The organism is Martelella sp. UBA3392 (assembly GCF_002358775.1).
GTDB classification, from domain to species: Bacteria; Pseudomonadota; Alphaproteobacteria; order Rhizobiales; family Rhizobiaceae; genus Martelella; species Martelella mediterranea.
On sequence record NZ_DEPM01000072.1, the window covers coordinates 4,358 to 26,648 of the forward strand.

The following is a 22,291-nucleotide window of genomic DNA, read 5'->3' on the forward strand; positions in this document are numbered from 1 at the left end:
CGGTGCAGCGTCGGCGCGCGGTTCAGGAGAACCGGATGCTCGCGGATGACCTCGTCGAGGATATCCCAGACTTCCGGACGCTCCTTCTCCACCAGCTTCTTCGCCTGCTTGACGGTCGAGGAATACCCCTTGGCGTCGAGACGGGCATAGATGAACGGCTTGAACAGTTCGAGCGCCATCTTCTTCGGCAGGCCGCACTGATGCAGCTTCAGTTCGGGACCGGTCACGATGACTGAACGGCCGGAATAGTCGACGCGCTTGCCGAGCAGGTTCTGACGGAACCGGCCCTGCTTGCCCTTCAGCATGTCGGACAGCGACTTCAGCGGACGCTTGTTGGCGCCGGTGATGACGCGGCCGCGACGGCCGTTGTCGAACAGGGCGTCGACGGATTCCTGCAGCATACGCTTTTCGTTGCGGATGATGATGCCCGGCGCGCGCAGCTCGATCAGCCGCTTCAGACGGTTGTTACGATTGATGACGCGACGATAGAGGTCGTTGAGGTCCGACGTCGCGAACCGGCCGCCGTCGAGCGGCACCAGCGGACGCAGGTCCGGCGGGATCACCGGAACGATCTTCATGATCATCCATTCCGGACGGTTGCCGGAATCGAGGAAGTTCTCAACGATCTTGAGACGCTTCATCAGCTTCTTCTGCTTCAGGTCCGACGTGGTGTCGGCAAGCTCGGCGCGCAGATCGCCCGCGATCTTTTCGAGATCCATGCTGGCAAGCATCTCGTAGATCGCTTCCGCGCCGATATTGGCCGAGAACTGGTCCTCGCCGAACTCGTCGACGGCCATCATGTATTCTTCTTCCGAAAGGAGCTGGTTCTCCTTCAGGTCGGTCAGGCCCGGTTCAGTGACGATGTAGTTCTCGAAATAGAGAACGCGCTCGACATCCTTCAGCGTCATGTCGAGCAGCGTGGAAATGCGGCTCGGCAGAGACTTCAGGAACCAGATATGGGCGACGGGGGCGGCGAGTTCGATATGGCCCATGCGCTCACGGCGAACGCGCGACAGCGTCACTTCAACGCCGCACTTTTCGCAGATAATGCCCTTGTATTTCATGCGCTTGTACTTGCCGCACAGGCACTCATAATCCTTCATCGGGCCGAAGATGCGCGAGCAGAACAGGCCGTCGCGCTCCGGCTTGAAGGTGCGGTAGTTGATCGTTTCCGGCTTCTTGATTTCGCCATAAGACCAGGAAAGGATCTTCTCCGGGCTGGCGATCGAGATCCGGATCGAATCGAAGACCTGCGCCGGCGCCTGCGGATTGAAAAGATTCATGACCTCTTGGTTCATGCCTGTCTCCTTGACTGGGCGGCATCGCCCTTGCTGGCAGTCCATCCGGTCAAAACCCCGATACCGGACGACCTGCCTTTAAAACGGTTGTGGCCGCGAAATGCGGCGAAACTGACACTTGAGGCTTACTTTCTAAGCATCGAGCGCCGGCGACGCGCCCGCCCGTGAAGGGGGCGCGTCGGCTCTCAACTTTATTCCGCGGCGTCCGGAAGCTCGACGTCCGGCTGCGGCTCCTCGGCCGAGTTCTCCAGCTCGACCGAAAGCCCCAGAGAGCGCATTTCCTTGACGAGAACGTTGAAGGATTCCGGAATACCGGCTTCAAACGTATCATCGCCGCGGACGATGGCTTCATAGACCTTGGTACGACCGGCAACGTCATCCGACTTCACGGTCAGCATTTCCTGCAGCGTGTAGGCGGCGCCGTAGGCTTCCAGAGCCCAGACCTCCATTTCGCCGAAGCGCTGGCCGCCGAACTGCGCCTTGCCGCCCAGCGGCTGCTGGGTAACGAGCGAGTACGGACCGATCGAGCGTGCATGGATCTTGTCGTCAACCAGGTGGTTGAGCTTGATCATGTACATGTAGCCAACGGTTACCTTGCGGTCGAACTGTTCGCCGGTACGCCCGTCATAAAGCACCGACTGACCGGACGGGTCGAAGCCCGCGCGCGACAGCATTTCCGAAACGTCGCCTTCATGCGCGCCGTCGAAGACCGGCGTTGCGATCGAGACGCCGCGCTTGGCTTCTTCGGCCAGACGCACCAGCCCGTCATCGTCGAAATACTCGACTTCGTTACGGGCTTCCGACGCATAGACCTCGGTCAGCGTTTCCTTCAGCGGGCCAATGTCGTTGGTCTCTTTATAGGCCTCGAGCATCTCGCCGATGCGCTTGCCCATGCCGGCACAACCCCAGGCTAGATGCGTTTCCAGAATCTGGCCGACATTCATGCGGCTCGGCACGCCAAGCGGGTTCAGCACGACGTCGACATGGGTCCCGTCTTCCAGGAACGGCATGTCTTCGGCAGGCAGGATGCGGGAAACCACACCCTTGTTGCCGTGACGGCCGGCCATCTTGTCGCCGGGCTGGATCTTGCGCTTCACAGCCACGAAGACCTTGACCATCTTCATCACGCCCGGAGGCATTTCGTCGCCGCGCTGGACCTTTTCGACCTTGTCCATGAACCGCTGTTCCAGCCGGTTCTTGGAGTCGTCATACTGGCCGCGAAGCGCTTCGAGTTCACCCTGCAGGTTCTCGTCCTCGACAGCGAACATCCACCACTGCGAACGCGGATAGGCCGAGATGACCTCATCAGTCAGCACAGCGCCCTTCTTGAAGCCCTTGGGGCCTGCAATCGAGGTCTGGTCGCGCAGCATGTCGGCAAGACGCGCATAGACGTTGCGGTCCAGAATGGCCTGCTCGTCGTCACGGTCCTTGGCGAGGCGTTCGATTTCCTCACGCTCGATCGCCATGGCGCGCTCGTCCTTCTCGACGCCGTGGCGGTTGAAGACGCGGACTTCAACCACGGTGCCGAACGTGCCGGGCGGCATGCGCATCGAGGTGTCGCGAACGTCCGAAGCCTTCTCGCCGAAGATCGCGCGCAGAAGCTTTTCTTCCGGCGTCATCGGGCTTTCGCCCTTCGGCGTGATCTTGCCGACGAGAATGTCGCCCGGATGCACTTCGGCGCCGATATAGACGATGCCGGCCTCATCGAGGTTCTTCAGCGCTTCTTCCGAAACGTTCGGAATGTCGCGGGTGATTTCTTCCGGGCCGAGCTTGGTGTCGCGGGCCATGACCTCGAATTCTTCCAGGTGGATCGAGGTGAAGACGTCATCCGAAACGATCCGCTCGGACAGCAGGATCGAGTCCTCGTAGTTATAGCCGTTCCAGGGCATGAACGCGACCAGCGCGTTGCGGCCGAGGGCCAGGTCGCCGAGATCGGTCGACGGACCGTCGGCGATGATGTCGCCCTTGTTCAGAACGTCGCCGACGCGCACCAGCGGACGCTGGTTGACGCAGGTGTTCTGGTTCGAACGCTGGAACTTCATCAGCCGGTAGATATCGACGCCCGACTTCGAAGCATCGAGATCTTCCGTCGCGCGGATAACGATACGGGTCGCATCAACCTGGTCGACGATGCCGCCGCGCTTGGCGGCGATCGCGGCGCCCGAGTCACGGGCAACGATCGGCTCCATGCCGGTGCCGACGAACGGCGCTTCGGCTCTGAGAAGCGGCACGGCCTGACGCTGCATGTTCGAGCCCATCAGCGCGCGGTTGGCGTCGTCGTTTTCCAGGAACGGAATGAGAGCGGCGGCAACGGACACGAGCTGCTTCGGCGAAACGTCCATCAGGTTGATGTTTTCGCGCGGGGCCAACATGACTTCGCCGGCGTGACGGCAGACAACGAACTCTTCAACGAAGGTGCCGTCATCGTTCATCACCGAGTTGGCCTGGGCGATGTAGTACTTTGCCTCTTCCATGGCCGACAGATAGATCACCTCGTCGGTGAGCTTGCCGTCCTCGGAGATCTTGCGGTACGGGCTTTCGATGAAGCCGTACTTGTTGACGCGGGCGAAGGTCGCAAGCGAGTTGATCAGACCGATGTTCGGGCCTTCCGGCGTCTCGATCGGGCAGATACGGCCGTAATGGGTCGGATGCACGTCGCGGACTTCGAAGCCCGCGCGTTCACGCGTCAGACCGCCCGGCCCAAGTGCCGAAAGACGACGCTTGTGGGTGATTTCCGACAGCGGATTGATCTGGTCCATGAACTGCGAAAGCTGCGACGAACCGAAGAACTCGCGCACGGCGGCGGCCGCCGGCTTGGCGTTGATCAGGTCCTGCGGCATCACGGTGTCGATCTCGATCGAGGACATGCGTTCCTTGATCGCGCGCTCCATGCGGAGCAGGCCGAGACGGTACTGGTTCTCCATCAACTCACCGACCGAACGGACGCGGCGGTTGCCGAGATTGTCGATGTCGTCGATCTCGCCCTTGCCGTCGCGCAGGTCGACGAGCGTCTTGACGACGGCCAGGATGTCTTCCTTGCGCAGAACGCGAACCGTATCCTCGGCATCGAGATCCAGACGCATGTTCATCTTGACGCGGCCGACGGCCGACAGGTCATAGCGCTCGCTGTCGAAGAACAGCGAGTTGAACATGGCTTCGGCCGATTCCATGGTCGGCGGCTCGCCCGGACGCATAACGCGATAGATATCGAACAGCGCGTCCTGACGGTTCTCGTTCTTGTCCGCGACCAGCGTATTGCGGATATAGGCGCCGACATTGACGTGGTCGATGTTGAGGATCGCGATCTCGTCGATACCCTGATCGATGATGCCGGCGAGATTCTTCTCGTCCAGCTCTTCGCCGGCCTCGAGATAGATTTCGCCGGTTTCCAGGTTGACGAGGTCTTCGGCGAGGAAGGTGCCGTAAAGCTCCTCATCGCTCACCTTGAGCGCCTTGAGGCCGCCTTCGGACAGCTTCTTCAACATGCGCGGGGTCAGCTTCTTGCCGGCCTCGACCACGACTTCGCCGCTGTCGGCGTCGATCAGATCGGCAATGACCTTCTGGCCGCGCAGACGCTCGGGCGAGAACGGCACTTTCCAGCCCTCGCCATCACGCTCATAGGTGGCCTTCTCGTAGAAGGTCTCGAGGATTTCCTCGGTGTCCATGCCGAGCGCCATCAGGAGCGACGTCGCCGGAATCTTGCGGCGGCGGTCGATACGGGCGTGGACGATGTCCTTGGCGTCGAATTCGATATCGAGCCAGGAACCGCGATAGGGGATCACGCGGGCAGCGAACAGCAGCTTGCCCGACGAATGGCTCTTGCCCTTGTCGTGGTCAAAGAACACGCCCGGCGAACGGTGCATCTGGGAAACGATGACGCGCTCGGTGCCGTTGACGATGAAGGTCGCGTTGTTGGTCATCAGCGGCATGTCGCCCATATAGACCGACTGCTCCTTGATGTCCTTGATCGACTTCGCGCCCGTGTCCTCATCGATATCGAACACGATCAGGCGCAGCTTCACCTTCAGCGGCGCGGCATAGGTCAGGTCACGCTGGCGGCATTCCTCGACGTCGAACTTCGGCTGTTCGAACTCGTAGGACACGAATTCGAGCATCGAAGCGCCGGAGAAATCGGTCATCGGGAAGACGGACTTGAACACCGCCTGCAGCCCCTCGTCGGGACGTCCGCCCTTGGGCTCGTCAACCATGAGGAACTGGTCATAGGAGGCCTTCTGAACCTCGATCAGGTTCGGCATCTCCGCGACTTCCGGGATCTTTCCGAAAAACTTGCGTACGCGCCTGCGACCGTTAAAGGAAAGGGTCTGAGCCATTCAGGTAGCTCCTTCAATCTGCATCCGGGCCTGCAACAGACGGTCACCGATGGCCAATTGGCTCCGTCGTCATTTAAGGGTCTTCTTGAGAACCCATTACCCAAAGGCCCGAAATGGGACTTTGGGTAATGGTTTCGGGTCAGTTGTCATTGCGCGGGCGGTCCAATCGCCCGCGCAACAAAAAAGCAAAGCTTACTTGAGCTCAACCTTGGCGCCAGCTGCTTCCAGCTTGCCCTTGAGTTCTTCGGCTTCGGCCTTGGAAACGGCTTCCTTGACCGGCTTCGGAGCGCCTTCGACGAGGTCCTTGGCTTCCTTGAGGCCGAGACCGGTGATGGCGCGGACTTCCTTGATGACGCCGATCTTGTTGCCGCCGGCTTCCGCCAGGATGACATCAAATTCGGTCTTTTCTTCAACAGCTTCAGCAGCAGCGCCAGCGCCGCCGGCAGCAGCAACGGCTACCGGTGCAGCGGCGGAAACGCCCCACTTTTCTTCGAGCATCTTGGAAAGCTCGGCGGCTTCGAGAACCGTCAGCTCAGAGAGTTCTTCTACGATTTTGGCGAGATCAGCCATGTTCATATTCCTTCAGTGTTGGTTCGAACTGGTTCGAAATTTTGTAAACAGCGAAAAACCGCATCAGGCGGCTTCGTCCTTCGTGGCGTAGGCATTGAGCACGCGCGCAAGCTGGCTTGCGGGTGCCGAAGCAATCGTCGCGATACGGGTAGCCGGGGTCTGGATCATACCAACCAGCTTCGCACGCAGCTCGTCCAGCGAAGGCATCGTCGCAAGCGACTTCACACCTTCCGCGTCGAGCACGGTTGCCCCCATGGCGCCGCCGATGACAACGAGCTTGTCGTTGGTCTTGGCGAAGTCCATGCAGACCTTCGGAGCCGTCACCGGGTCATCGCAAAATGCGATGAGCGTCTGACCTTTGAACAGGTCGGACATTCCCTCGGACTCCGTACCCTGAAGGGCAATCTTGGCCAGGCGGTTCTTCGCGACTCTGACAGTGCCGCCCGCTTGACGCATCTTCGAACGAAAATCGTTCATCTGCGCAACGGTGACACCGGCATAGTGGGCCACGACAACTGAGCCAGAAGCCTTGAAGACTTCGTTCAGTTCCGTGACGAATTCGCGTTTTTCCGCTCTTTCCACTGCCTATCTCCAGTTGACAGGCCCATTTTCGGACCTGTCGGTTTGCCTTTGCCGCAAGGGGCTTCTTGTTTTTATCCAAGATCCCAAGCGACGCTCGAGGATCCTGCCCCCATCGGCGCGCGATTTCTCAAGCGCCTAGGCACAACCAGGTTCGAACCAGTTAAACCGCCAAAGGTGACTTGCGTCGCCAACGGAAAAATTGGTCTCACCCGTCTCATGCAGGCATAATTAAGGTTGCCCACCTGCAATCTCGGACAGGAAACCGGGTTTTATCCCGGGTCTTTCCGGGCCCTGGAGCCCGGAAACTTGTCACCGGAAGAACACTTCCGGAAATTCTTTGTTACGCGCTCAGGCGTTGACCGACGAGAAGTCGATCTTGACGCCGGGGCCCATGGTCGACGACAGCGCGAGGCGCTTGACGTAGTTGCCCTTGGCGCCGGCCGGCTTTGCCTTGACAACGGCATCGGCGAAAGCGCGGATGTTTTCTTCCAGCGCAGCGGCATCAAACGAGGCCTTGCCAACGCCGGCGTGAACGATACCGGCCTTCTCGACGCGGAACTCGACAGCGCCGCCCTTGGAGGCTTCGACAGCCGCCTTGACGTCCATCGTGACGGTGCCAACCTTCGGGTTCGGCATCATGCCGCGCGGGCCGAGCACCTTGCCGAGACGGCCGACGAGCGGCATCATGTCCGGCGTGGCGATGCAACGATCGAAATCGATGTTGCCGCCCTGGACGGCTTCGACCAGTTCTTCCGCGCCAACGACGTCGGCGCCGGCTGCCTTGGCTTCATCGGCCTTGGCGCCACGGGCGAAAACGGCAACGCGAACCGTACGGCCCGTGCCGTTCGGCAGGTTGACGACGCCGCGAACCATCTGGTCGGCGTGACGCGGATCAACGCCGAGGTTCATCGCGATCTCGATGGTTTCATCGAACTTCGCGGTGGCGCGTTCCTTGACCATCTTCACGGCTTCGGACAGGGCGTAGAACTTGTCGGCATCAACGCCTTCGCGGTTCTTCTGAATACGCTTTGCAATCTTGGTCATGGCAATCAACCCGTCACTTCCAGGCCCATGGCGCGGGCGGAGCCCTCGACCATGCGCATTGCGCCTTCGATATCGGCGGCGTTCAGATCGCTCATCTTGGCTTCCGCGATCTTGCGGACCTGCTCAGAGGTGATCTTGCCGGCTGATGCGCGGCCCGGAGTCTTCGAACCGGACTTCAGCTTCGCTTCCCGCTTCAGGAAGTAGGAAACCGGCGGCTGCTTCATCACGAAGGTGAAGGACTTGTCCTGAAAATAGGTGATGATGACCGGGATCGGCATACCCTTTTCCATTTCCTGCGAGGCGGCGTTGAACGCCTTGCAGAATTCCATGATATTGATGCCACGCTGACCAAGCGCGGGACCGATCGGCGGGGACGGATTTGCCGAACCTGCCGGGACCTGCAGCTTGAGCTGGCCTGCAACTTTCTTAGCCATTACTCTGCCTTTCACGTTGTGGACCGGAAATCCGGCCCGACTGCCGGCCTATCGCCGGCGGCTGCGGTTGCGTGGTGCGAACATCCGGGCGCCGGCTAAGCGTCCTGTTCTTCCACGCGCAATGCCCCCGAAGGGGCAAAACGTCAAACTTTCTCGACCTGCGCGTATTCCAGCTCGACCGGGGTGGCGCGGCCGAAGATCGAGACCTCGACCTTCAGGCGGGAGCGCTCCTCATCGACGTCCTGCACCACACCGTTGAACGATGCGAACGGACCATCGGAAACCCGAACCTGCTCGCCGATCTCGAAAAGCACGGTCGCCTTCGGACGCTCGACGCCCTCCTGAACCTGACCGAGAATGTGCTCGGCCTCGGAATCCGGAATCGGAACCGGCTTCTGGTCGCTGCCGAGGAAACCGGTCACGCGGGGCGTATTCTTGATAAGGTGAAACACCTCGTCATTGAGCTCGGCCCTCACCAGCACGTAGCCGGGGAAGAACTTCCGCTCCGAATCGACCTTGCGGCCGCGACGCACCTCGACGACCTTTTCGGTCGGCACGAGAATGCGGTCGAAATACTGGTCGAGACCCTTCTGGCGGGCCTTCTCCTCAATCGCCTCTGCCACCTTCTTTTCGAAGTTGGAATAGGCGTGAACGATATACCAACGCATAGCCATCTGCTTCCCCTTCCCCGATCAGGCGCCGAGATTGAGGATGAAATTCATCAACAAGCTCATCAACTGGTCCGCAGCAAAAAAGAAAAACGCCGCGATCACGACCATCACGATCACCATGAGGGTCGAAATCACAGTTTCGCGCCGGGAAGGCCAAACGACTTTGGCCGTCTCAGCGCGCACTTGCTGCAGAAACGTGAATGGATTGGTTTTAGATGCCATAAATGCCCACGCCTTTACGGCACGTAAAGCGGAAGATCCAGCTCCACGCGCCGCGAGTCTGTTTTTCACTACATATCATCGTTTTTCGTTGACACAAGAGAAAAACGTATTTTTGTTTTCACATTCACGCGAGCCGACCACTGATTTGCGTGGCAGGATCGCCGTGCTGGCAGGGGCAGAGGGGCTCGAACCCCCGACCTGCGGTTTTGGAGACCGCCGCTCTACCAACTGAGCTATACCCCTTCATCCTCAACGGGCGACAGGCGTTTCCGCGCGCCAGCATCAGACATGGCGCTCATTTACGGGGATGAGGCGCGCTTTGCAAGAGTGTTTTTCATGAATGCCTGTGAAGATTGCGCAATCTGGCCCGTTGCCCGGTTGGCGGCGGCGCGGGAGGACTCGCCTACCCTTCCGCAGCAAAGCGACGACGCGCGAAAACCTGAACCGTTGCCGCGTTGCCCTGCATGCCGGCTCAAGGCCGGCATGAGGAAGAAAGAGAGGTGCGGCGGGTCTACGCCCGCAGCGCCTCGTTTTCCGGATCGAACGGGCTCTCCTCCACGACGGTCGCGTCATAAAGGTCACCGAGGATCCTGATCTTCAGCTTTGTGCCGGGTGCCGCATAGTCCGGCTTCAGCATCGCCAGCGCGATCGACTTGCCGATACGCCAGCCGAAGCCGCCCTGGGTGGCGCGGCCGGCGAGGTTGCCATCGCCGTCATAGATCGCTTCCGAGCCGCGGGCGTCGCAATCGGTGACGCCCTCGACAATCAGGGTCGCGAACACCGAGCCGAGACCCGCCTCCTTCTTCGACAGCAGCGCCTCCTTGCCGATGAAATCCTTCTTCGGCTTGATGAAGCGGTCGAGGCCCGATTCGTAGGCGGTGTATTCGATCGACATTTCCCGCTGCATGGCGCGGTAGGATTTTTCGAGCGCCATGGCGCCCATCGCCCTTATGCCGAAGGGCTTGATGTCGAATTCGGCACCGGCTTCCATCAGCTTGTCGAAGATATAGGTCTGCATCGCGATCGGGTGATGCAGCTCCCAACCGAGTTCGCCGACGAAATTGACGCGCAGCGCATGACAGCTCGCCGCCCCGATCGCGATCGGCTGTCCGGTGAGCCAGCCGAAATGCTCGTTTTCGAGCGAGGCGCGCGTCAGCTTCTTCAGGAGATCGCGCGATTTCGGACCGGCGACGACCAGCACGCCCATTTCCATGGTCAGCGGCCGGAGCGTGACTGAACCGTCGGTCGGCGCAAGTTTCATCAGCAGATCGTGGTCGTGGCTTTCGAGCCCCGCGCCCGACACCAGATAGAACCGGTCCAGCGCCCATTCGTAAAGCGTGAACTCCGCCCTCACCCCGCCTTCCTGACCCAGCAGGTGGCAGAGCGCGATCCGGCCGCGCTTCTTCGGGATTGCATTGGCGAAAATCGAGTCGAGGAAGGCGCGCGCGCCAGGGCCGGAGACTTCCATCTTTGCAAACGGCGTCATGTCCAGCACGCCGACCTTCTCGTGGACGTGTTTCACCTCGTTGCCGACATGCTCGAAATAGTTGGAGCGGCGGAACGACCATTTTTCGACGATCCGGCCATCTTCCAGCGGCGGGGCGTGATTGTGGCTGGTGAGCACGTCAGCGCCGACGCCAAGTTCGCTCTCGTCCAGCGCATAGCCGTCCGGCGCATACCAGTTGGCCCGTTCCCAGCCATAGACCGACCCGAATACGCCGCCGAGCGCCTTCAGCCGTTCATAGACCGGCGAAGTCTTCAGCGGCCGCGCCGCACCACGCTCCTCGTCGGGATAATGCATGGTGAAGACATTGGCATAGGCCTCTTCGTTCTTGGCGATGAGGTAGCCTTCGGTGGCGTAGGGGCCAAAGCGGCGCGGATCGACGCCGGCGAGATCGACTGTCGGCTCGCCATTGACGATCCATTCGGCCAACTGCCATCCGGCCCCGCCGGCCGCCGTGATGCCGAAGGAATGACCTTCGTTCAGCCAGAAATTCTTCAGCCCCGGCGCGGGCCCGACGATCGGGTTGCCGTCCGGCGTATAGGCGATCGCGCCGTTATAGACCTTCTTGATGCCGACCTCGGCAAAGGCCGGAACGCGCGCCATCGCGGTCTCGATATGCGGCATCAGCCGGTCGAGTTCTTCCTGGAACAGCTCATATTCGCTGTCGTCGGAAGGCCCGTCGACATAACAGACCGGTGCGCCGGTCTCATAGGGTCCGAGGATCAGCCCGCCCGCCTCCTCGCGCATGTACCAGGCGCTGTCGGATTCGCGAAGCACGCCCATTTCCGGCAGGCCCTGCTTCTTGCGCTCCAGAATGGCCGGATGCGGCTCGGTGACGATATACTGATGCTCGACCGGAATGACGGGAATGTTGAGCCCGACCATCGCGCCGGTCCTGCGGGCGAAGTTGCCTGTGCAGGAGATCACGTGGTCGGCGGTGAACGCCTCCTTGTCGGTCTCCACATGCCACGTGCCGTCGGTATTCTGGCGGATCTCGGTCACCGTCGTGTTGCGCATGATCCGCGCACCGTTGTCGCGCGCGCCCTTGGCCAGCGCCTGCGTCAGATCGGCCGGCTGGATGTAGCCGTCACCGGGATGCTGGATCGCGCCGAGCAGGCCGTCGGTTTCGCACAGCGGCCAGACTTCCTTGACTTCTTCGGGCGTCAGGAACCTGAAATCGACCCCGATGGTCTCGGCGATGCCGGAATAATAGAGATACTCATCCATCCGGTCCTTGGTCATCGCGAGGCGGATATTCGAGACCTTCGAAAAACCGACATTCAGCCCGGTCTCTTCCTCCAGCGCGGAATAGAGATTGACCGAGTATTTGTGCAGCTGCCCGACGGAATAGCTCATGTTGAACAGCGGCAGCAGGCCGGCGGCATGCCAGGTGGAGCCGGAAGTCAGCTCCTTGCGCTCGATCAGAACCGCGTCCGACCAGCCCTTTTTCGCCAGATGATAAAGCGTCGATACGCCGACGACACCGCCGCCGATCACCAGTGCCCGAGTTTTCGTTGTCATCCGTTCCGCCTCTAAGGATAGCGTGTGCGCCCGCGTCAGCCGGGCCGTTCTGTACCCGACTATGCAACGCCCACCGCGCCGCCAACAGCCCGTTTGCGACATGCAGTCTTGTGGCCGCGACGCGTTGAAAATCAGCCCGGCGCGCGCCGCTCAGCGCTCGCCGCTATCGTCATTGCCGGCGTCGGGATGATCGTAGGAGGGCGTTGTCGTCTCCGTCGTCTCCACCGGCGCGGTTGCGGTCTTGCGCATCTGCTTGCGGATCGAGTTCGCCAGTTCGTCGTGGCGTTCCTTCTGCGGAATGATGTGCAGGTCGCGCTGGGGATAGGGAATGGTGATGCCCTCGTCACGGAACCGCTCGAAGATCGCAACGCGAATATCGTTGCGCACGGTAATGCCGTTGAAGACGTCGGCGAGATAGACGCGCAGCTCGAAATCGAGCGTCGATTCGCCGAACCCCACGAAGATCACCATCGGCTCCGGGTTTTGCAACACCAGCGGATGGGTGGTTCCGATCTCCATCAGGATGTTCATCACGGTGCGGGGATCGCTGTCATAGGAGACGCCGACGGCGACCTCGGAGCGCCCCATCTGGTTGTGATGCATCCAGTTGCCGACCGAGGCATTGATCAGCTCGGAATTCGGCACGATGATCGACTGGCGCTGGAAGGTCTCGATCTCGGTGGCACGCACCGAGATGCGCTTGACGAAGCCTTCGGTGGTGCCGGACACAATCCAGTCACCCACCTTGAACGGCCGCTCCGCCAGCAGGATGAGGCCGGAGACGAAGTTGGAGACGATCGTCTGCAATCCGAAGCCGATGCCGATCGACAGCGCCGAGGCGACAAGCGCGAGGCTCGACAAGTTGACGCCGGCCGCCGAAATCGCCAGCAGGCCGGCAAGCACGATGCCGAGATAGCTGATGCCGGTCTTGACCGAATTTCTAACGCCAGAGTCGGCCTTGGAGCGCAGCAGCACATTATTGTCGAACCAGCCCTGGAACCAGCGGGTTCCGAGATAGCCGCCGACAAACAGCAGCACCCCGATCAGGATGCCGCCAAGCGAGATCGTGATCGATCCGACGGTGACCGAGGTCAGATGCTTTCCGGCCCAGAGCTTGATCTCCTCCCAGCGCACCCCCCACGATATCAGGATCATCGGGATACCGATCAGAAACGTCGCCGCATAGGTCACAAGTCCCAGAACAAGCGATATCTGGTCGCTGCGCACGCTTGAAACGCCGAAGCGGCTGACAACGTGCTTGCCATATCCGGTCCTTGCGAAACTGCCCGGCTGCGACACCGCCTGTCCGAGCAGGATGCCGATATACATCGTGATCAGCACGCCGCCCGTCAGCACCACCTGGTTTGCGGCAAACCGGGACAGCGCGACGTAGCCGATCAGCGCCGCCACCACGATGAACACGCCCACAAGCCGGGTCATGACGGCGATGGCGGACGGAAACAGGGTTCTGATCGACCGCTTCTGCGCCGTCGCCCCGCCAAGCGGAGCCCTGAGCCGGATGAACGAAACCGCGATCAGTATGGTGCCGATCATCACCGAGGTGATGAGACTTCGCGCCACTTCGAGACGTAGATCGGCATCGAGCGTGTCGTTCAATACGCCGAACAGGATATCCGCCCAGTTGATCACCGCGAGCGCGGTGAAGGCCAGCGTCAGGTTGCGTGCCGCCGAATTGCTGATCGGCACCAGCCGCCATTGCGGCCGCCCCGGCGTCAGCACGTTGCGCGACAGCAGAAACACGAAGATGACGACCGCGGCGGAAACATAGGCCGCCCGCACGAAGCGCTCGACATCCGGCAGGAAGATATTCAGGCCGACGAACAGCACATAGGACACGGCGAGAAAGGCAAGAAGCGCAAGACTCGGGATCATCGTTGTCCAGAAACTTGCCAGAAGCCGGGCGACGTAATCGGGCTCCTGCTCCTGCAGGTCGAGTTTGGTGCGATCCAGAAGCCGGCTCGATATGCGGTAGGAGAACACCGCCGCCAGCAGGGACAGGAAAAGCGCGGCCAGGAACTGCAGCCGCTTGGCATTCCAGATATAGTTCAGCCAACCGCCATAGGACACCTTGAAAGCGGTGAGCTCGCCGCGCACCAGACGACTGAAATCGGAGGAGAACAGCTGCACCAGGTCGGTATGGGCAAACAGCATCTCGGTAAATTGCACCCGCCGCAGATGGCTGATGTCGGCGGAGGTCTTCTCGGCCAGGGCGCTCAGTTTCTGCGCCTGGTCGGACAGCGCGTTAATTTCCGAACGCTGCGCCAGAAGCTTGTTGCGCTCCTCGGTGGTCACCGCAGGCTCCGGGGTCTCGCCCGGACCGGGCGCGGTGCCGAGCTCGAGAAGTTGCGCGCGGACCTCCGTCAACCGGATCGAAATCGAGCTCAGAATTTTGGCGAGTCCGGCCTGAACCTGATCCACCTCGGTCTGCAGTCTCACCAGGGTGTCGGTGCCCGGCGTATCCTCCGCAACGGTCGCGGCGACGGTTGAAAGCGACCGGGAGAACCCGTCAAGCTGATCCTTCATGTCCTGAAAGAAAGGATCGAGCGCCGGTTGCTCCGTTGCCGCCTGGTCGGCCGCCTGCGGCTGACCGGGTTCGGCGGCCGGCGCGGCGGACGCATCGCTCGCGGCCGGGGCTGCCGTCTCCGCTGCCTGCTGGGCACGGACATCCATGACCGGCAAGACAGAGGTGAACGCCAGCGCCAGACATAAAATGCCGAAAATCCCCGCCCTTGCGCCGCCTCGCCAAATCAAACCGCTGGCCCTTTCACTTGTCCTGAACCGGTGCTCTTGACGAGCAGCGCGTCAATTTCAAGGCAGCGGCCCGTGCCGCCGCCCTGTTTCGTCACTTCTGGCCCCAGCCGGTGTTTTCCTCGCTCGAAAGGTAGGTCCGCTCGGCAGGGGTGGAGCGGCGCTTCAGGATCGCGTTGCGGTGGGGAAAACGGCCGAATTCGGCGATCACATCGCGATGGCTTTCTGCAAAGCGGGAATATTCCTCATTGCCGAGCGCCTTGAACAATTCGACGGAGCGCTTCTGGTCCTTCAGCTTTTCGGAATGTTCGAACGGCATGTAGAAGAAGGCGCGACGGTCCGCCGGCACCGCCTGGTCCGCGCCGCTGGCCACCGCGAACTTGGCTTCCCTGAGCGCCAGTCGGTCTGTGGCAAAGGCCATCGGCGTCGCGCGGTAGATATTGCGGGGAAACTGGTCGAGCACGATAACGGTCGCAAGCTGCGCCTCGGGCGTTGCGCGCCATGCGCCGCCGATCTTCTGCGCCAGTGCCCGGTGGGTGGAAAAGAAGCGGTAGAGGATGGTGCGGTCAAGCGCCGCCACATCGTCGGGCTGGAACCAGTCCTTCGGCGTCAGCTCCTCAAACCAGAATGCGAGCACCTGTTCAGGGCTTGCCGCCTCGTCGATGAATTCGCTCATGTCGCCTCTCCTCGGCTTATGCAGTTCTGCTTGCGCATGACAGACGGGGACGATACATTTTCACATAGCTCCGCTCAAGCAAGACATTTGCGAGACATATATGCCTGAACCAGCCGGATCGCGGCGCGGCGTCACCGTCGTCACATCGTTGATCTTCGTGATCCTGCTGTTGCTGGCAATCCGCGGAGCGGCGGGATTCCTCAAGCCGGTGGCGCTGGCGCTGTTCATCATCGCCGTCACCTGGCCGATCAAGAACGCGCTGCAGAAATTCATGCCGGCGCTGGCGGCGCTGGCGCTCACGGTGATTTCCACCATCGTCGTCTTCGTAATCTTCGCCACCCTGGTGATCTGGGGCTTTTCGCGGGTCGCGACCTCTTTCATTGAGGCAGCATGGCAATTGCAGGCCGCCTATCAGGACGCCGTCGCCTGGTTCGACGGTCAAGGAATTGCGGTCGCAAGCTCGCTTTCGGATGTCTTCAATGTCGGGCTCGTCGTGCGCACCGTCCGGCAGATCACCGGCCAGGCCAGCACTACGCTCAGCTTCTGGCTTGTCGTGCTCGCCTATGTCGTGCTCGGTCTGACGGAAGTCGACAAGCTGCGCAGCAAGCTTGACGTGATCAACCAGCCCGGCTTTGCCGCCACGGCTGTCAGGATTGCTCACGAAACGGCCCGCAAATTCGGCCGATACATGCTGGTCCGGACCGAAATGAGCGCCATCACCGGCTTCCTGTTCTGGGGCGCCGCAACAGTCACCGGCCTCGATTTCCCCATCGAATGGGGCGTGATCGCCTTCGCGCTCAACTACATCCCATTCATCGGCTCGGTGATCGCCACCGTGTTCCCCTCGCTCTACGGCGTCATTCAGTTCGAGAACTGGGAAACCGCGCTGGTGCTGTTTGCCGCGCTCAACCTGATCCAGTTCATCATCGGCAATTATGTCGAGCCAATGGTTTCGGGCTCGACGCTTTCGATCTCGCCCTTCGTGGTGGTGTTCTCAATCTTCTTCTGGACCTTCATGTGGGGCCTGTTCGGCACCTTCCTCGGCGTGCCGATCACGATCGCGCTCCTGACGGTGTGCGAGAACATTCCCTCGCTGCACTGGGTCGCCGCCATTCTCGGCGGCAAATCGAGACCGAAAAAAGCCAGGGCGCTGCTGGCCGCGCCGCGCCAGGAATAAGGCTTCAGCGCGGACGCTCGGCCCGGTCGCGGGTCATGCCCTTTGCTGCCAGTTCGGCTTCGTAGTCGGCGAACATCCGCGCGCCGTCCTCGCCCAGTTCGCGCAGATAGGTCCAGGTATAGATGCCGCTGTCGTGCATGTCGTCAAAGCCGATGCGGATCGCGTAATTGCCGGCGGCCGCGACCGTCATGATCTCGACATTGCGCTTGCCCGGCACCGTAACCGCCTGGCCGGGACCGTGGCCCTTGACCTCGGCAGAAGGTGACAAGACCCGCAGCATCTCGGCCGGCAGCGCATAACGGGCGCCGTCATCAAATGTCACGGTCAGGCTTTTGCGGTCTTTCGAGACCCTGATCTCTGTCGGAATCGATGTCAAAACCGGCTCCTTTCGCCACCATTTCACAGAGCTTTGTTTGACACCGGACTTGACGCTTGCCAAGCCGAAGAACATCTTCCGGGCAAGGAGATTTTGCGTGAACAGGCATTTCAGCGAGATAGCGGACGAAAAACCCGCCCCGATGATCGACCCTTTCGGGCGCGCGATCACCTATCTGCGCGTCTCGGTGACCGACCGCTGCGATTTCCGCTGCACCTATTGCATGGCGGAAAACATGACCTTCCTGCCGAAACGCGATCTGTTGACGCTGGAGGAACTCGAACGCCTCTGCAACGCCTTCATCGACAAGGGCGTGCGCAAGCTGCGGCTCACCGGCGGCGAGCCGCTGATGCGCAAGAATGTGATGCATCTGATCGAGGCGCTTGGCCGCCGCATTGATGACGGCGCGCTTGACGAGTTGACGCTGACCACCAACGGCTCTCAGCTTTCGCGCTTCGCCGACGATCTCCTTGCCGCCGGCATGCGCCGCATCAACGTCTCGCTCGACACGCTCGACCCCGAAAAATTCCGCGAAATCACACGCTGGGGCGATTTTCACAAGGTGATGGCGGGGCTCGAGGCCGCGCGCGCCGCCGGGCTGAAGGTCAAGCTCAACGCCGTGGCGCTCGCCGGCTTTAACGAGGCCGAGATCCCCGAGCTTCTCCGCTTTGCCCATGGCGAGGGCATGGACCTGACGCTGATCGAGGCGATGCCGCTCGGCGAGGTCGAGACCGATCGCTCCGCGCAATATCTGCCGCTGTCGAAGGTCCGCCGCGACCTTGAGGAGCGCTTCACGCTCACCGACATTCCGCTCGACACCGGCGGGCCGGCGCGGTTCGTCAATGTGGCCGAGACCGGCGGCAAGCTCGGCTTCATCACCCCGCTCAGCCACAATTTCTGCGCAAGCTGCAACCGGGTGCGGCTCACCTGCACCGGCATGCTCTATATGTGTCTCGGCCAGGACGACAATGCCGATTTTCGCGCCGTGCTGCGCGACAATCCTGGTAATGAGGCGGCACTCCACCGCGCCATCGACAATGCCATCGCCCGCAAGCCGAAAGAGCATAATTTCGAGCTCGACGAAAAAACCTCCCGCGTCGCCGTCGCCCGCCACATGAGCATGACCGGCGGCTAGAAATATAAAGCATCAACGCGTCTTCCCCCAGACTCGGTTCGGCGATATGAACCGAATGATCAAAATATGGGCGAATGATGCGTATTTCCTCAAATCTTTCCGGCGCGCTGTTCATGATCGCGGGCATGGCCAGCTTTTCGATCAACGACGCGATCGTGAAAAAACTGACCGAGGAGATCGGCGTCGGGCAGATCATGTTCGTCCGCGGCCTGATCGTCATGTTCATCGCACTGATCATCGCCTGGCGGGCGGGCGTGTTTTCGCACATGCGGGCCGTGCTGGAGCCGCGGGTTCTGATCCGCAGTTCATGCGAGCTTGTCGCCGCCATTGCCTATCTCGAAGCGCTGAAGGCGATGCCGCTTGCCAATGCGGCGGCGATCCTGCAATGCCTGCCGCTGGCCGTGACGCTTGGTGCGGCGCTGTTCATGGGCGAACCCGTCGGCTGGCGGCGCTGGAGCGCGATCATCGCCGGCTTCATCGGGGTGATGATCATCATCAAGCCGGGTCCCGCGGGCTTTGAGAGCGGCGCGCTCTATGTCGTGATCGCCATGCTCTTCGCCACCGCCCGCGACCTTCTGACCAAGGCGATCCGCACCGATGTGCCGGCGATCGTGATCACCCTGTCGACCTCCGCCTTGCTCACCATCGGCGGCGCCGGGCTCGGCACGATCGAACAGGACTGGGATCTGATGCGCTGGCCGCTCGTCGGCCTGCTGGTCCTGGCAGCGGGCTTTTTGCTGATCGGCTACCAGTTCATCGTGTTCGCCGTGCGTAAGGCCGACATCTCTTATGTCGCGCCGTTCCGCTACACCGGGCTGTTGTGGTCGACCATCCTCGGCATGATCATGTTCTCGACCTATCCGGGCGTGAACGTGCTGATCGGCGGCGCGATCGTCGTCGGCGCGGGCCTCTATTCGTTCTACCGCGAACGCCAGAAGGGCATCGAGCCGCTCAGCGAAACCACCCAGCCCGGCGGCCCGCAGGGCGGCGGCTTGCTGGCGCGCGCCGAAGAGGAGGTCTTGCGCGATTGACGAAAGCTCAACGCATCCCGGCCGTCATTCTCGCCGGCGGCGCCTCGCGCCGCATGGGCGAAGACAAGGCGATGCTCGCCTTCGGCGGCGGCACGCTGCTTTCCCATGCCCTCACGCGTATTTCCTCACAGAGCGGACCGGTGGTCATCAGCCGCCATGATGGGGCGATGGCGGAATTCGCCGGCGCTCCCGTCGTTACCGATGGCGGCGGGGAGCACAACGGCCCACTCTCCGGCATCCTTTCGGCGCTTCGCCATTTCGAGGGCGGGTCGGCATCCCATATCGCCTCGATCGCCGTCGACACACCGTTTTTCCCCACGGATTTCGTCGACCGGCTAGCCGCAGCAGCCCCCACACCCAACGAAATCATGGCCGCGCGCTCGAACGGCCGCGTCCATCCCGTCTTCGCCCTCTGGCCGCTCCTGCTTGTTGATGACCTTGCCGCATGGCTTGCGGGCGGCAACAGAAGGCTGATGAGCTTTCTGGAGCGCCATCCGCACCGGTTCGTGGATTTCGAAATGACCGGCGTTAGCGATCCGTTCTTCAACATCAACACGCCGGAAGAGCTCGAACAGGCCCGAATACGGCTTGGAGCGGATTAAATCGGCTGTTGCGCCATCCCGCGACCCGGCATAGAGCGTAGGCCGAAAGACATGAGGCTGAGGCGATGGCGCGGAAGATCGACGAGAAGAAGCTGGCAAAGGCCTATAACCGGGCACTGGCGCTGGAAAAGGAAGGCAGGCTTGCCGAGGCCGCCGAGGCCTATCGCGAAGTGCTGGCGATCGACCCGGAAGACCATGGCGGCGCTGCGGTGCGCCTTGCCGCCACGGGCTTCGGCGATACGCCGCTGAAAGCGCCCGGCGCCTATGTCGAGACGCTGTTCGACCAGCATGCCGATGACTTCGAGGATATTCTGGTGGAGCAGCTTGGCTATTGCGTGCCGATGACCATCCGCCAGCGGTTCCAGGCGCTTGCGCTCGGCCCGTTCCGGCGGATGCTGGATCTCGGCTGCGGCACCGGCCTTGGCGCGGACGCGCTCAACGACATGGCGGACGACATCACCGGCCTCGATATTTCCGAGAACATGGTCGAGATCGCCTATGAAAAAGGTCTCTACGACACGCTGTTCGTCGCCGAGGTCGAGGAATTCCTCGAGGAAAGCGACGAAACGCCGTTCGATCTGGTGATCGCAGCCGACGTGCTGCCTTATCTCGGCACACTCGACGCGCTGTTTCAGGGCGCTGCGGCCAATATGGAAACGGGCGGCATCTTCGCCTTTTCCGCCGAGACCCTGCCGGAGGAACGGTTGAAGGGCGCCGGCTATGCCGTCGGCCCGCATCACCGCTTCGGCCACAGCCTCGCCTATATCGAGACCGGCCTGAAGAACGCCGGTTTCGAAACGGTCGAGGTCACCGATATCAATATCCGCATGGAAAACGGTCAGCCGACGCCCGGCTATCTGGTGATCGCCCGGCTTCAGGAGGCATGACTGCGTCCGGCGCGATAGAATCGCCACGGCGTGTACCAGTGCCAGCGCGGGTCCAGCTTCTCCGGCACGGGATCAAAGCCGGACGTGCCGCCCGGCCCGCAGCGCCCGACGCGGAACAGCGTGAGAAACCCGCCCGACCACAGACCGTGGCGGGCAATCGCCTCATAGCCATATTCCGAACATGTCGGCAGATGCCGGCAGGACTGGCCGATCAGGCTTGAAAAGGTGAGCTGGTAGAGCCGGATGAGGCCGGTTCCCAGAAGCCTTCCCGGCGTCTTCGGAAAGGGCCCGCTGTAATTGCGCGAATGCCCGTTACACATCGCGCCCGACGGCCTCGGCCAGAGCGGGGCCGCGTTCCAGCGCATCGAGCGCCTTGACGGTGGCCTCGAAGGTGAGCATTACCGAGCCGTGGCGGGCCGGATAATCCTTCACCGGCAGCAGACAGCGCATCTCGGCAAAGCGTCCGTCCGGCCCCTCCCCGCCTTCCTTCAGCATGGCCCGCATCTTATCGCGAGCATCGCGGATTTCCGCCGGCGTCGCGCCGATGATGGTCTCGGCCATGATCGCGGACGACGCCTGGCCGAGCGCGCAGGCCTTCAACTCGTGCGAAAAATCACTGACGCGGCCATCCGCGAGGTTGAGATAGACCGTCAGTTTCGAACCGCACAGCCGCGAATGCGCCGAGGCCGATGCGTCGGCATCCTCGATAACGCCGAGCCGGGTCACATTGCCGGCATGCTGCAATATTCTCGCGGAATAGATATCGTCCATCGGTCACCCTGCGGCGCGTCTTTTCAATGCTTCATCCGGAAGATGGGTTTTCGGCGCTGCCGCAACAAGCCCGCAGCGCACGATTGCCAAGGTTCCGATCCGGGTCTATTTAAACCGCCGGAAACGGGAAAAGCCATGCTGAATTTCGAAAAGCCACCGCAGGACAAGGCCCTGCTCGATGAATCGCGCGTCTTCACCCCGCGTTTTGATGAAAACGGTCTCGTCACAGCCGTGGTCACCGACGCGCGGGACAATGCCGTGCTGATGCTCGCCCATATGAATGCCGAGGCGTTGGCGCTGACGCTCGAAACCGGCTTTGCCCATTATTACAGCCGCTCGCGCAAGGCGATCTGGAAGAAGGGCGAAACCTCGGGCAATCTCCAGCGCGTGGAAGCCGTGCTTGCTGATTGCGACCAGGACGCGGTTCTGATCAAGGTGACCATGACCGGCCACGCCGCCGCCTGCCACACCGGCCGCCGCTCCTGCTTCTACCGCTCCGCCTCGATAGAGGGCGGCAAGGCCGTGCTGACCAGCATCGACGATGACAGGGCCTTCGATCCGAAGGAAGTCTACGGCGGGAAATAGGGATTTCGGGAGGAAGACTTCGACGTTGCCTTGTCGCGAATCTCAGTACGTTGAGGCGTCCGGTTTCGCCGCAACCACGCAGCCCACAATCTCCCCCCTTGAGGG

19 protein-coding genes, 1 tRNA gene and 1 pseudogene are annotated in these 22,291 nt (G+C 61.5%); 6 read left to right on the plus strand and 15 right to left on the minus strand.

The window, feature by feature from the left end:
• The 12 genes and pseudogenes from B4E36_RS05240 to B4E36_RS05295 form a co-directional block, all read right to left on the minus strand.
• A pseudogene (locus tag B4E36_RS05240) lies at positions 1 to 1,298 on the minus strand (DNA-directed RNA polymerase subunit beta'); the annotation flags it as partial.
• A gap of 191 nt (positions 1,299 to 1,489) precedes the next feature.
• The gene (rpoB, locus tag B4E36_RS05245; protein ID WP_345900074.1) at positions 1,490 to 5,629 is read right to left on the minus strand and encodes a DNA-directed RNA polymerase subunit beta; all 4,140 of its coding nucleotides are present in this window, start codon (positions 5,627 to 5,629) and stop codon (positions 1,490 to 1,492) included.
• Positions 5,630 to 5,821: 192 nt separating this feature from the next.
• A complete protein-coding gene (rplL, locus tag B4E36_RS05250) occupies positions 5,822 to 6,199 on the minus strand; it encodes a 50S ribosomal protein L7/L12 (protein WP_026173615.1) in 378 nt (125 codons plus the stop codon).
• 63 nt (positions 6,200 to 6,262) lie between these two features.
• Positions 6,263 to 6,781: a 50S ribosomal protein L10 gene (gene rplJ, locus B4E36_RS05255; protein WP_018065627.1), complete on the minus strand. Its 519-nt coding sequence runs from the start codon at positions 6,779 to 6,781 to the stop codon at positions 6,263 to 6,265.
• 348 nt (positions 6,782 to 7,129) lie between these two features.
• Positions 7,130 to 7,825, minus strand: coding sequence for a 50S ribosomal protein L1 (gene rplA / locus B4E36_RS05260; RefSeq protein ID WP_292054802.1), 696 nt, complete (start codon positions 7,823 to 7,825; stop codon positions 7,130 to 7,132).
• Between the two features lie 5 nt (positions 7,826 to 7,830).
• Positions 7,831 to 8,259, minus strand: coding sequence for a 50S ribosomal protein L11 (gene rplK, locus B4E36_RS05265; RefSeq protein WP_018065629.1), 429 nt, complete (start codon positions 8,257 to 8,259; stop codon positions 7,831 to 7,833).
• Between the two features lie 143 nt (positions 8,260 to 8,402).
• Positions 8,403 to 8,933 (minus strand): transcription termination/antitermination protein NusG, encoded by a 531-nt coding sequence (gene nusG, locus B4E36_RS05270; protein WP_026173617.1) that lies wholly within the window; start codon positions 8,931 to 8,933, stop codon positions 8,403 to 8,405.
• An 18-nt stretch (positions 8,934 to 8,951) separates the two neighbouring features.
• Positions 8,952 to 9,152, minus strand: a complete 201-nt coding sequence (gene secE, locus B4E36_RS05275; protein ID WP_026173618.1) for a preprotein translocase subunit SecE — start codon at positions 9,150 to 9,152, stop codon at positions 8,952 to 8,954.
• A 167-nt stretch (positions 9,153 to 9,319) separates the two neighbouring features.
• Positions 9,320 to 9,395: transfer RNA gene (locus tag B4E36_RS05280), tRNA-Trp, on the minus strand.
• Between the two features lie 268 nt (positions 9,396 to 9,663).
• On the minus strand, positions 9,664 to 12,177 hold the full coding sequence (locus tag B4E36_RS05285) for a GcvT family protein (protein WP_292054794.1): 2,514 nt from the start codon (positions 12,175 to 12,177) through the stop codon (positions 9,664 to 9,666).
• 150 nt (positions 12,178 to 12,327) lie between these two features.
• The gene (locus B4E36_RS05290) at positions 12,328 to 14,868 is read right to left on the minus strand and encodes a mechanosensitive ion channel family protein (protein ID WP_345900075.1); all 2,541 of its coding nucleotides are present in this window, start codon (positions 14,866 to 14,868) and stop codon (positions 12,328 to 12,330) included.
• A 172-nt stretch (positions 14,869 to 15,040) separates the two neighbouring features.
• Positions 15,041 to 15,622: a DUF924 family protein gene (locus tag B4E36_RS05295; protein ID WP_345900076.1), complete on the minus strand. Its 582-nt coding sequence runs from the start codon at positions 15,620 to 15,622 to the stop codon at positions 15,041 to 15,043.
• Positions 15,623 to 15,722: 100 nt separating this feature from the next.
• Here B4E36_RS05295 and B4E36_RS05300 point away from each other — a divergent pair, with 100 nt between their 5' ends.
• A complete protein-coding gene (locus B4E36_RS05300) occupies positions 15,723 to 16,799 on the plus strand; it encodes an AI-2E family transporter (protein WP_345900077.1) in 1,077 nt (358 codons plus the stop codon).
• A gap of 4 nt (positions 16,800 to 16,803) precedes the next feature.
• Here the strand turns inward: B4E36_RS05300 and B4E36_RS05305 are convergent, their stop codons facing one another.
• Positions 16,804 to 17,175, minus strand: a complete 372-nt coding sequence (locus tag B4E36_RS05305) for a DUF971 domain-containing protein (protein WP_292054781.1) — start codon at positions 17,173 to 17,175, stop codon at positions 16,804 to 16,806.
• A 142-nt stretch (positions 17,176 to 17,317) separates the two neighbouring features.
• Between B4E36_RS05305 and moaA the strand changes: the two genes are divergently transcribed.
• The 4 genes from moaA to B4E36_RS05325 all read left to right on the plus strand — a co-directional run bounded on the left by moaA (position 17,318) and on the right by B4E36_RS05325 (position 20,830).
• On the plus strand, positions 17,318 to 18,310 hold the full coding sequence (moaA, locus tag B4E36_RS05310) for a GTP 3',8-cyclase MoaA (protein WP_292054819.1): 993 nt from the start codon (positions 17,318 to 17,320) through the stop codon (positions 18,308 to 18,310).
• A gap of 77 nt (positions 18,311 to 18,387) precedes the next feature.
• Positions 18,388 to 19,341 carry a DMT family transporter gene (locus B4E36_RS05315; protein ID WP_292054780.1) on the plus strand — a complete coding sequence of 318 codons (954 nt, stop codon included), beginning with the start codon at positions 18,388 to 18,390 and terminating at the stop codon, positions 19,339 to 19,341.
• A complete protein-coding gene (mobA, locus tag B4E36_RS05320) occupies positions 19,338 to 19,943 on the plus strand; it encodes a molybdenum cofactor guanylyltransferase MobA (RefSeq protein WP_292054777.1) in 606 nt (201 codons plus the stop codon). Before B4E36_RS05315 ends, mobA begins: the two co-directional genes overlap by 4 nt.
• 65 nt (positions 19,944 to 20,008) lie before the next feature.
• The gene (locus tag B4E36_RS05325) at positions 20,009 to 20,830 is read left to right on the plus strand and encodes a methyltransferase domain-containing protein (RefSeq protein ID WP_292054774.1); all 822 of its coding nucleotides are present in this window, start codon (positions 20,009 to 20,011) and stop codon (positions 20,828 to 20,830) included.
• Here the strand turns inward: B4E36_RS05325 and yidD are convergent.
• Positions 20,818 to 21,150: a membrane protein insertion efficiency factor YidD gene (yidD, locus tag B4E36_RS05330; RefSeq protein WP_292054771.1), complete on the minus strand. Its 333-nt coding sequence runs from the start codon at positions 21,148 to 21,150 to the stop codon at positions 20,818 to 20,820. The two genes, B4E36_RS05325 and yidD, sit on opposite strands and share 13 nt — an antisense overlap.
• Positions 21,143 to 21,601, minus strand: coding sequence for an iron-sulfur cluster assembly scaffold protein (locus tag B4E36_RS05335; RefSeq protein ID WP_292054768.1), 459 nt, complete (start codon positions 21,599 to 21,601; stop codon positions 21,143 to 21,145). The genes yidD and B4E36_RS05335 overlap by 8 nt, the downstream gene beginning before the upstream one ends.
• A gap of 135 nt (positions 21,602 to 21,736) precedes the next feature.
• Between B4E36_RS05335 and hisI the strand changes: the two genes are divergently transcribed.
• The gene (hisI, locus tag B4E36_RS05340) at positions 21,737 to 22,186 is read left to right on the plus strand and encodes a phosphoribosyl-AMP cyclohydrolase (protein ID WP_292054765.1); all 450 of its coding nucleotides are present in this window, start codon (positions 21,737 to 21,739) and stop codon (positions 22,184 to 22,186) included.
• Positions 22,187 to 22,291: the final 105 nt, after the last annotated feature.